This window comes from Planctomycetaceae bacterium (assembly GCA_041398825.1).
Lineage (GTDB): Bacteria > Planctomycetota > Planctomycetia > Planctomycetales > Planctomycetaceae > F1-80-MAGs062.
The window spans coordinates 132,242-144,002 of record JAWKTX010000005.1; the positions used below are offsets into that span (position 1 = coordinate 132,242).

Annotated in this window: 6 protein-coding genes; 3 read left to right on the forward strand and 3 right to left on the reverse strand. The window is 54.7% G+C overall.

Annotated features, from left to right (window positions below):
* Nucleotides 1-264 precede the first annotated feature (264 nt).
* The gene (locus R3C20_10865) at nt 265-1,356 is read left to right on the forward strand and encodes a serine hydrolase domain-containing protein (protein ID MEZ6040999.1); all 1,092 of its coding nucleotides are present in this window, start codon (nt 265-267) and stop codon (nt 1,354-1,356) included.
* Nucleotides 1,357-1,393: 37 nt separating this feature from the next.
* Nucleotides 1,394-3,964, forward strand: a complete 2,571-nt coding sequence (hrpB, locus tag R3C20_10870) for an ATP-dependent helicase HrpB (GenBank protein ID MEZ6041000.1) — start codon at nt 1,394-1,396, stop codon at nt 3,962-3,964.
* A 95-nt stretch (nt 3,965-4,059) separates the two neighbouring features.
* On the opposite strand, the gene R3C20_10875 is transcribed toward hrpB, so the two are convergent.
* From R3C20_10875 to R3C20_10885, 3 genes are all read right to left on the reverse strand, one after another.
* Nucleotides 4,060-7,119 carry a secretin N-terminal domain-containing protein gene (locus tag R3C20_10875; protein ID MEZ6041001.1) on the reverse strand — a complete coding sequence of 1,020 codons (3,060 nt, stop codon included), beginning with the start codon at nt 7,117-7,119 and terminating at the stop codon, nt 4,060-4,062.
* Nucleotides 7,120-7,285: 166 nt separating this feature from the next.
* Nucleotides 7,286-8,746: a tetratricopeptide repeat protein gene (locus R3C20_10880; GenBank protein ID MEZ6041002.1), complete on the reverse strand. Its 1,461-nt coding sequence runs from the start codon at nt 8,744-8,746 to the stop codon at nt 7,286-7,288.
* Nucleotides 8,747-9,172: 426 nt separating this feature from the next.
* Nucleotides 9,173-10,330 carry a DNA-binding transcriptional regulator gene (locus R3C20_10885; GenBank protein MEZ6041003.1) on the reverse strand — a complete coding sequence of 386 codons (1,158 nt, stop codon included), beginning with the start codon at nt 10,328-10,330 and terminating at the stop codon, nt 9,173-9,175.
* Between the two features lie 185 nt (nt 10,331-10,515).
* Here R3C20_10885 and R3C20_10890 point away from each other — a divergent pair, with 185 nt between their 5' ends.
* Nucleotides 10,516-11,631 carry a Gfo/Idh/MocA family oxidoreductase gene (locus R3C20_10890; GenBank protein MEZ6041004.1) on the forward strand — a complete coding sequence of 372 codons (1,116 nt, stop codon included), beginning with the start codon at nt 10,516-10,518 and terminating at the stop codon, nt 11,629-11,631.
* Nucleotides 11,632-11,761: the final 130 nt, after the last annotated feature.

Sequence of the window (11,761 nt, forward strand, 5' to 3'; positions counted from 1 at the left end):
TCCACGATGCGATCCCTTTCCCGGCATGGCAGCACGACGATGTCCGAAACTGACAACCCGTTGAAATCTGCGAACCTGATGCGCCGGCAAAGGACCCGCGTCTGGTGAATCCCGGCCAATATGTCTCTGACAGGTGCGTCGGGCGGACAGCAAATGAGATTTTTCGCTGATTGCTGGCTCACCAGACTTCAGACCGACCAGGCCACCATGGAGATAGCTGTTGCAAGCGGAATGACCGTGGGCCTCTGACAATCGAGAACGTGAATGAACGAGCATTTCGATCCGGAGAAAATCAGACAGAGGATTGCGGGGATCTGCCACGATGCGCGGTTACCCGCGGCAAGCGTTTGTTATGGTTCATCGAAGGGCCCTCTTCTTCTTTACGATTGGTGCAGCACCAATGACACAGCGCTGATCCCGGGTAGTCGCCGCTATTTGGTTGCCTCTATCACGAAACCCGTGATTTCGATGCTGGCCATGTTGCTGGTCAGTCAGGGGCGACTTCGTCTGGGAGACCGCGTCTGCGGAATTCTCGACTCTTTCTGTAAGCCTGGTCTGCGTGGCATCACCATTCGACACCTGCTCACTCACACCTGTGGCTTGCCAGACATGCTGCCTGAGAACCAGCAGCTCAGGGAGAGGCACGCCACGGTGGCCGATTTTGTGGAAGCAGTCTCCCGGGCAAACCCGGATTTCGTCGCAGGAACCGACTGCCGTTACAGCAGCATGGGTTATGCCGTTCTTGGTCACCTGATCGAACACATCGCCGAAGACCAACTCGCCACCGTGCTCAGGAAGTCCCTGCTTGAGCCGTTGGGAATGGATTCCACGTGGCTTGGCGTGCCGGGATCTCTGGCAGAAACGATCCTGCCCACCATTGAAACCTGTCAGCTGCCCATCTGGCAAGATTCGGATTGCTACTGGAACTGGAACAGTCGTTACTGGCGAACACTCGGTGCGCCCTGGGGTGGTTTGATTTCAACGGCTGAAGATCTTGGACGGTTTGCGCTGTTGATGCTCAGGCTTGGTCGAACTATCGATGGTCGCCCGATCATTCCCGCTGCAGCCGTGCGTGCTTCGATTCGAAACCAGACAACGCAGATGTCTCTACTTCCGGATTCCGTCCGCAGATCACAACAATGGGGCTATGGGTGGCGGATGAACTGGAACGATCATTCTGCCTGCTTTTGTGAGCTACTGCCCGAGACAACATTCGGGCACTGGGGTGCGACCGGAACCGTGTTTTGGGTCTGTCCGGAATACGATATCTGGGCAGTCGTGTTAACGGCTGTCCCCTATGAAATCAGTCAGGCTCCCATCCAGAAGATCAGCAATCTGCTTGCCAGCACTTGTTGATGCTCAGTTCGAGATTTTCCAGCTAAATCCAACCTTTATGCCAGTGCCATTGCCGATCGATGACGTCCTGCCCGAACTTGTGGCTGCTTTGCGTTCAAACAATTGCGCGGTGCTGAAGGCTGATGCCGGCGCCGGGAAAACGACGCGCGTACCTCTCGCATTACTCCGGGCCGGCTTCACCTCCGAACAGACTTCCCACGTCGGCAGTCCTCTGGGAGACCAGCAGATCGTCATGCTTGAGCCTCGACGAATTGCCGCCCGAACCTCCGCACGAAGGATTGCCAGTGAAACCGGTGAACAGGTCGGCCAGACGATCGGTTATCGGGTTCGTTTTGATGAGGCTGTAAGTGCATCGACGCGCGTGCTGATTGTAACGGAAGGAATCCTGCTGCGCAGGCTGCAGGACGACCCCTTCCTCGAAGATATCGGCGTCGTTGTATTCGATGAATTTCACGAGCGGCGGCTGGACAGCGATCTGGCACTGGCGATGGTGCGCCGGGTTCAGCAAACCGTCAGACCGGATCTTCGGATTGTTGTCATGTCTGCAACGATGGATCCCGGACCGGTTTCCCACTGGCTGGGCAATTGCCCGGTCATCGAAAGCCGGGGGCGAACATTTCCGGTGCGCGTGGAATATCTGCGTCGGACGGATCGAATTCCCCTGCCGACTCTGGCCGCCCAGGGTGTGGAACACGTTCTAGCTCAGACAGACGGAGACATCCTGGTGTTTCTGCCCGGGGTCGGTGAGATCATGAAGACGCAGCGAGAACTGGATTCGCTCGCGCGGCGTCATAACATTGCCATCATGCCACTCTACGGAGACCTTAGTTCCGAAGAACAGGATCAGGTACTGGCTCACAACGTCCGCCGTAAGATCGTTCTGGCAACAAATGTCGCAGAGACGTCAATCACGATCGACGGCATCACGGCTGTGGTGGATTCTGGTTACGCGAGGCAGATGCACTTCGACGCGGATGTGGGACTGGACCGTCTGGAGATGCGTCCCGTTTCCAAAGCCTCGGCGGATCAACGGGCCGGGCGGGCCGGGCGAACTCGGCCCGGCGTTTGTTTGCGTTTGTGGGATGAATCGGCCTATCGCACACGCGCGGATTACGATCAGGCCGAACTGCACCGAGTAGACTTGTCAGCTGCAGTGCTGCGACTCCATGCCTGGGGCGAAAAAAATGTGGCCCTGTTTCCCTGGTTTGAATCTCCTCCCGAAACGGCTCTTCGTCATGCGGACCGGTTGCTGCGACTCCTTGGTGCAATGGATGACAATGGCGTCACGGCACACGGCCAGGCCATGGTTCGCCTCCCGACATCTCCGCGAATTGCCCGATTGCTGATTGAAACACAGAACCACGGGCTGGGACGACGCGGCGCTTTGCTGGCCGCACTTCTCACGGAACGGGATCCGTTCGTGGCGGGAAATGGACCTGTGGCGGGAAAAACTCCTGCCGCGCGGTCGCAGTCCGACGTTCTGGATCGTCTGCTGGCGTTTGAATCGTTTCAACAGACGGGAAATCCTGTGACCTCATTTGGAACAATCCACCGAGCAAACGCTCGAACAATTCAGCTGGTCGCTAGACAATTCGAGCGAGTGCAAAAGGATTCTGAGTATGGGTCTGATGAGTTTCGTAATCAGGCCGATGAGTGGATTCTGCGTTCGCTGGTCGCGGCCTTTCCTGATCGGATTGCAAAGCGACGGGAACCAGGCAGTGATCGCGGCCTGATGATAGGCGGCCGCGGGGTCAGGTTTGGAAGTCAGTCTTCCGTCCGTCAGTGCGAGCTCTTCCTTTGCGTAGATACTGATGGTCGGGGTACCGACGCCCTCATTCGCAAAGCATCGGAAGTTCGCCGTGAATGGTTGCCGTCTTCCCTGATCAGAACCGTGGATGAGTTGTTCTTTCACCCAACTCAAAAATCGGTGACCGCCCGACGTCGCACCTATATGGAGGACTTATTACTGGATGAAACGCCCACGGCAGTCGAGGACACCAGTGAAGCGGCCGAGATCCTCTTTCAGGCAGCGAAATCAAACTGGTCGAGTGTGTTTCCGTCGGACGACGTCGCTGTTGCTGGTTTTTGCACGCGTCTGGCCTGCCTGACAGAGTGGATGCCGGAACTGAATCTGCCAGCACTCGGCGGGACGGAGTTGCAGGAGATTCTTCGGGAGATCTGCCAGGGGCGACGTTCGTTTTCCGAAGTACGCAGAGCCCCTTGGTTAGCGGTGATTCAATCGCGACTGGATTACGCGGCAATTCGCACAATTGAGCGTGAAGCCCCGGAGTCTATCCTTGTTCCCAGCGGAAGTCGGATCCGACTTGTTTACGAATCCGGCCGACCACCTGTTTTGCCAGTGCGAATTCAGGAGATGTTCGGGCTCCGGCAGACTCCACGAGTCGCAGGTGGCCGCATCGCCGTACTGTTGCATCTGTTGGCTCCGAACATGCGACCTCAGCAGGTGACAGATGACCTGGCAAGCTTCTGGGCCAACACCTATCCGGAAGTTCGAAAAGAACTGAAGCGTCGCTACCCGAAACATTCATGGCCAGAGGATCCCCTGACTGCCGAAGCAGTCAGCGGCGCAAAACGCCGACAGAACTAACAAAGATTTGCAGCGCATCCTCGCGGCGGATTTGCCCAAGACTCATCAGGTCAGAATGAATGCTTAACCGTTTGGGCAACGGCTTATTTCCGGCGTCACTTTTCAGAGCCGTCAGGTTTCTGCGATTGGCGATTGCCTGGTTGCTGTCCGGGAACCTGCGGTTGCTGATTGCCTTTTTGAACCGTCGGGCTCGTCAGCAGTTTATCGAGGCGTTCCTGAATAAGCTGTATATCGACCGTTGGATCAACCTTGATGACCTGCATGATCGATGTGGTATTGGCGGCTTCGTCCAGTGATTCGATCATCTGTCCAAGTGTTTCCATTAGAGAAGCAGTCGACGAGACGATCAGTGTGTTTGACGATTCATCCACGCCAATGGAAAGTAGTCCCTTGAAACGAATCGGCTCGTCTTCGTTTGAATCATCGGACATGCTGGCAAGGAAAGAAGAAAACCCGCCCGATGGTCGTTGATTCTTGTCGTTCGATTCCAGGGCCTTGTCATTGGAGCTCAGCAGATCCCGGAACACATCCTTCACCGCATTTGCGACAGATGTCGCTTTCGCATTCTGAAGGCGAAACAGTTTCGTGATTCGCATCGCACGGGTATCTGCCGGTTCCGGGACATCGTAGAGTTCGATGAGTTCCTGAATGGTCTGCATCTGGCGTGCGTCCGCATCGCGCACCAGAATCGTGCTGGTGAAATTGTCCGTTATGAATTGAGGAACTCGACGACGAGACAGGCTGTTCTTGCCTTTGACAGCTTTCTCAACTGGTCTCATACCGAACCAGGGATCGAACTGCATGGAAGACTCCGTTTCCTGTTCAGCTTTAAAGTAGTCGTCCAGGTTTAAAGCGACCCAGGAGGGAGTCGCATACTTCAGCGTGAAAACGCGATACGGGGGACGGCTCCGGCTGATTGATTTGAACAGGTCTTCAAATTCGAGCATCGCTTCAGGATCGTCGGTATTGACCAGTAATCTTCCATCCGGGCCGACGGAAATCCGCACGTTCGGAAGCTCGGCGCCCTTCCGAAGACCCTTGGTTTCCTGTTGGGGCGTGGCAGCCGGATTCTGTAACGGTTGATTCGTAACAATTGCTGCATTTCGGGGCCGCCTTTGCGGAATCCGAGTTCGCACGGGAACGTCGAGAGTGGCGTTCCGCGGAGACCGAAACTTGTTTTGACGAGTCGTCAGTAATTCGTTGAATGTGCGGGGCCGATCGCTGGCACCCGAGGCTGCCGTTGTTTGATTGTCATTCTTTGGCACAACAGGATCGTCCATCGCAGGATCGTCCTCGGTCGGCAGATCTGCTGGTTCGTCGGTTGTCGATTCGGGCAAATCAAACTGCAGTTCGTTATCGCGTTGCCACAGAAATTCCAGTCGCTTCCTCAGTTGCTCCAGATCTTCATCCGGATGCAGGTCAAAAGATTGAACTCCTGAAAAGGCCTGGTCTTTGGGCGGCAATTCTCCCAGCTTTCGAAGCAGGTTGTGGATTTCTTCCATTTCGACGTTGTTTGCGAACACCAGCAGGCGATTGAACTCAATATCTGCCTCCACCTTGAATCCTTCGCTTTGATCTTCTTCCTCCTGTTGCGGCATTCCGAATCCGTACACAAAATACCGTGACGAATTGCGATTGCTGTTCTGGTCCTTTTCAACCGGCCCCATTAACGCACGTATTGTGCCCGCAACATAGTCGGCTTCGAGTCGTCGCAGGGGGATAACTTCCACGCTTCGGCCGGACTGATCCAGTTTCTCCACAAGCGTCGTGATCGTCAGGTGATCGGCAAGCGATGCCCACGCAATGATAGCCTTCTTGGACTTGTCGACCTTGAGTACGGTCCCTGGATCCAGATCACCCAGTTGCTGCAACAGATCCGACAGAGTCTGGGGGTCGACGGTTTCGAGTCGATAGATTTTCATTCGGGACATGTTGTTCAGCAGGGATCGACCAGATTCCTGTGCGACATCGACCTGTTGAATGGCCTGATCAATAATTGCCATCTGATCAGGAGCAGCCTGTGCAAGAATCATGTTCTCGCGTGAATTCAGGACCAGCCGTGTTTCTGCAGGCCCTTTTGCCTTGGTACCGCCGCCGGCTTTGCTGGCCATTTGCTGCTGCATTTGTTGTTGCATTTGCTGCATCTGCTGTTGCATCTGCTGCATCATGCCCGGGTTCATTCCACCAGACCCCGCGGAGCCTTTGTCGTCTCGAATACCAAGCAGATCACGCAACAGAACGATGACTTCTTCTGCGCGCCGATGTTCGAGCCTGAAAGTTCGGACGAGTTGTTCTGTACCGGATTGAGATTGTTCGGCATCCAGCAGATCCCGAATATCGCGAAGACTGGACGCGACGTCCAGAATTTCCAGGCGATTTGTTCGACTCAGCTTATGGATCTGCCCTGCAGAACTCAGCATCGGCTTCAGCTCTTCGACAGCTTCGTCTGCGAGAAGCCAGTTCAGGTCAAATGAAACTTTGCACAGTGTGTGGTCCGGCAAGTCCGTGAGTTCTTCAGCAGAGACTCGGGGCACGAGCGAGGGGTTCAGGTCCTTCGTCTTCAGAACTGAAAGAATCTCACCTCGCTGAATAATGCAGTATCCACGGATCAGCAGGTGTCGGTTGATCAGGTCCCTTGCTTCGGGAAGTGTGTAGCTTCGTGTGGTAATCAGATTCAGATAATCGCTCGGAAGTTCCTGCCAATCCAGCGACAGCTGTGAAGCGTCAGCAATCCAGCGCAGCACATCCAGCCAGGGTTGGCCCGAAAGATTGAACTGAACCGTTCCGTTTGGATCACGCCGAATTTCCTCATCGATCTTGCGCGGCACAAACCCTGCCGCATTCGGACGTTTTACCGGCCCGCTGTCTGGCTGACCCTCTTTTTTTGCATTCTCCTCCGGTTTCTGTTCACCGTCGGCTTTACCAGCCGCGCTATCGGGTGTGCCTTTACCGGATTCTGTTGTTTTCGTGTTGGCTGCAACGGGCGGGCCCCCTTCCGACTGGACGGTCGCCACGGGTGTCACCTGTGCGGTCGATCGTTGAGGACCAACGACGGATTCCTGAGCAACGGAAACATCCAACCGAAGAAGGACGCTCCACAGGAGGACGCTCCAAAGGAGGACCAGAGGCCAACGGGATGGCAGGGGTTGCGGCACGAGCGTATCCTTTGACAGAACGGGTTACACTCACCGGACCTCCGTCGAGCGAGCTCTTGTCTGCCTGATTCTCGGATACCGTCACTCAAATGCAATAATTTTGAAGGAAAGACCGGTAATCCGCGGGAGAACCGAGACCATGAGCCTGACTCGGACGTCGTGGCTGTCATTCCTTCTTAGTAGACGGATCGGCAGGTGAATCAGAAGCCGCCGCACCCGTGTCACTGTTTGTCTGGTCAGTGGCCTTTTTGGTGTCGCGGTGTTTTTCCGGGTCAGTATCGATCTTTGTGGGATCGATCGGCGGAATATCTGTTGGAGGAGTGGACGATACGTTTTCCGGAAGGACTCGAAAACTTCCCAGTGACACGAGTTCCGGCAGCAGTCGCAACAGCTCGTTCTGAAGACGTGCCACTTCGCCCGTGCGCTCGGGTTCAATTCTCTTTGCTGTGGTCAACCAGAATTGTGATTCTTCGAAATGGCCGCAGGCCGCCGCCAGGCGGCCCAGATTCAGACGGCTTTCGACATCCTCTACTGTATCAATGACCTGGTCACGCAGTTCGTGATATTGTTTTTCCCGGTCAACCAACTGTTCATGATTCTGAAGGTAAAGATTCGCTTCTTCTTCGTGGCCTGTCAGCTTGAGGGCTTCAGCCATGTACCCAAAGTATCGAGCGTTACGTGACATGCGTATCATTGATTCGCGAAGCTTTGGCAGCTTAATCTCCACTTCCGACTGATCGACCTTCCCGGAAGCCAGTATTTTCGCCTCGATCTCGATCGTGCTGGAATCGCGAGCCTCTGCCATGTTGGTATCTTCGATGACCTTCAGTGCGGCAGTCACATCACCTGTCTCAAGCAATGCCTCTGCGCGAATTGCTTCCTTCTTTGCTGACTGGTCCGCGGCATCAATCATCTCCAGCGTTTTGGAGAATTGTCCCGCCTGATTCAGGCTTTGCAGCATTCGCAGCGCGATGTAGCCATTGGCAACGTTGCGAGGGTCTCTTGAGAGTGCCGCTTCAAAATCTGCGGCTGCCTCCTCACCGCGCCCCAATTCAAGAAGCATGTTGCCTCTGAGGTTATGTGCTGACGCGGCTTCTTTGTCGGTCCCATGCTCAGTCGTCACCGCCAACTCTTGCAGTGCTTCGGTATAGGCGCCGATTTCATACAGGATGCCACCCAGGATTCCGTGTGGCATCTTGTCATCCGGATCATTCTGAATGGCTTGTCTCAGGACGCCAATCGCTTCTTTCCGCTGGTCACCCCGCGCCATTGCCTGAGCCTGGTATGACAGGGCCAATGTTCGGATGGACTCGTTTTTTGCAGCTTCGGCGAAAACAGGAACGGCCTTCAGTGGGCGTGAATTTCCGAGCAGATCAAGCGCTTCAAGCAATTGCACATGCGATTCATAGCCCTCCTGAGTTTTCAGAGTCGCCAAGAGGGCTTTGAAGGCTTTCGCGTCTTTTACATCATAGGCAGCCATCGCATCCTGGTAGGTTTGCTCCGGATCGACGGGCGTCAAACTTACAACTGTAGCTGCCAGCACGCCACCGCCGACCAAAATCAGCAAAAACCAGATGTACCAGGGGATACCGGATTTGACGCGAATTTGTGGAGTGTTTTCAGACATGACAGGAAACTAGTTCTACGAAACAGAGGACCTGTGGATTCTTAACTCCTTTCCAAGAAAGAAGTTAGGCGGATCTAGCCGTATCCATATTACCAACGCGACCACGAATTCTGTCGACTGGATGGTGCGAACGCTATGCAGGAAGCGGCAATTGTCGAATTCCGCCAGCCTGTGTGTTCTGGATGTTCCAATTAGTCGAGCCAGAAGGCACCGTATTTCACCGCGCACAGCGCACGGCAAAGCAGAGGCTTCGGTCTGACTACGCTGTCGCACCAATCACCATTTGAAAATTAGCCCACCAAATTCTGCATTCAGGTTCTACAGGCAGGTCAGGACGGGTAATAAAGTGTCCGTCAGGACACTCATCCTCCTATGTCGCAGAACGGCAATTGGCGACCAAACGAAAGCTCGCATCGCACCGACTGACTACTGCGGTCGCACTAAACGGCGATATTCACGCGGGGTTCGTCCGGTCGCTTTACGAAAGGCGACCGACAGATACTCAACGTGCCGAAATCCTGCGGCCTGAGCAATTGACGCCAGAGGTTGTTCCGTTTCACGCAGCAATGTTTTCACTCGATCAATCCTGACGCGAGTAATCTCTGCATGAGGCGTGCGTCCAACAAGGGTGCGAAAACGACTTTCCAGCACCCGACGCGACAGTGGGACCGCTTTGAGAACGTCACTGACGTCGATCCCTTCACACGCCCGACTGCGAATGAACCGTACCGCTGCTGAGACATGGTCGTCATCGATTGCGAGTATGTCTGTCGACTGTCGGGTTTCGATACCGATCGGAGCGATCAAATGACCACACTGGTCGACCATTCTTCCGGACATCATTTGATTGAGCAGAGATGCTGCCTGGTAACCTGTCTTCCATGAATTGGGCACCACGCTGCTTAACGGCGGATCGCAGAGCTCGCACAGGCGTCGATCATTGTCCACTCCGATTACAGCGACCTCTTCGGGCACTCGAATCTCTTCGTCACGACAGATCGACAACAACTGCTGCGCTTTAATGTCATAGCACGCCATAATCCCCACCGGACGAGGCAGCCTGCGTAGCCAGCTTCGAAGCTTTCTGCGATCTCTGTTCCATGAGTAATCGGTGTCCATCCGCGAGATGCTGTTGTGGATATCGCATGTACATCCTGCGGCCAGAGCGGATTGTTCAAACTGAGTCTGTCTCATGAAGGACCAGTTGAACCCCGGGTCGCCACAGAACGCCAGATGCTGAAAGCCTCGCTCAATCAGATGTTCTGCTGCCAACATTGCAATAGTTGAGTCGTCTGTTTCCACCCATGGTACGCCCGACAAGAAACGGCCCGCACTGATATCGACGGTCGGCAACTTTGTTTTTTGAACCGCCCTGGCGATGGATGTATTTTCGACGCGGGCAATAATGCCATCGCCCTTCCATCGATTCAGCCAGTCCGGCGGGCGGGCGCCACGCTCCTGCTCCGGGAGGTACACGGACCAGTTTCCCGTCTGTCGCACAAACGATATCACGCCGTCGATAATACCGCGCGAATAGGCATTTGAGGTCTCAATCAGCAGTGCTACGGAATGTCGACGCTTCACAGTTCACGTCTCGCCAGGGAAAATATCTCAATTAATTTGCGCAATTTATCATGGCAGATCGCCGACTGCCAGAACACCATGTGGCTGGGGTTTGCGGACCCCGACCTGACACGTTCTGAATCAGAATTTTGCTGTTCTTCTCTTCTAAGCACGTTTCACCTCCTTTTGTCTATGGGTTTGTCGCTATGAGCCAATTGAATGTTGCCATGATCGGGCTGGGGTTTGGTGCGGAATTTATTCCTATTTATCAGGCTCATCCCAACGCCAACGTTGCCGCCATCTGCCGTCGCAACGTGGACGAAATGAACAAAGTGGGCGATCAGTTTGGCATCGAAAAACGCTACACCGATTACGACCAGGTGCTGGCTGACCCCAACATCGACTACGTCCACATCAACAGTCCGATTCCCGACCACGCGTGGATGTCGCTGAAGGCTCTGGACGCCGGCAAGCACGTCATGTGTACCGTGCCGATGGCAACCACCATTGAAGATTGTCAGAAGATTGTCGAGAAGGTCAGAGAGACCGGCCTGAAGTACATGATGGCCGAAACCGTTGTCTACAGTCGGGAATATCTGTTCATCAAAGAGATGTACGAAAAAGGCGAGCTCGGCAAGATCCAGCATCTGGCGGCTTCGCATCCTCAGGACATGGACGGCTGGCCCAGCTACTGGGAAAAGATGATCCCCATGCACTATGCCACTCACGTGGTCAGCCCGTGCCTGGGCCTGGTGAACGGACTGGCCGAATACGTCAGCTGTTTCGGCAGCGGTACTGTGCGAGACGATATTGCTCAGAAGTCCGGCAACAGCTTTGCCGTCGAAACCTGTCACATCAAAATCAAAGACACAGACCTGACGGCTCACATCTGGCGCTTCCTGTACGATGTGGCTCGCCAGTATCGCGAAAGCTTTGACGTGTACGGCACAAAGAAAAGCTTCGAGTGGACTCTGATTGAAAACGAACCGCACGTCATTCACACGGCCAAGAAGCCGGAACACGAGATCGCAGAAAAGATCGAAGTGCCGGACTTTGCTCACCTGCTGCCCAAAGAAATCCAGAAGTTCACACAGCCTGCAGAGATCCACGACACGGAACACCTGAGCTTCATTCAGGGCGGTGGCCACGGCGGATCACATCCGCACCTGGTTCACGAAATGGTCAGTGCAATTCTGGAAGACCGAGATCCACGCCCCAACGCTGTCACATCCGCCAACTGGACCTGCGTGGGCATCTGTGCTCATGAATCGGCGAAACGCGGTGGCGAAATCGTACGTTTGCCTGATTTTACGCTGGGATAACTGACGCCGGAGGAAAGGGAGTGGCGAAGGATTCGTTTCTCACCGCTCCCTGATCCTTCTCGTGTTGAAAACCGCAAAGCTCGAATATTCGCTGAGTTTCTGAATCTCTCTGTCGGTGAGTGAATAACAA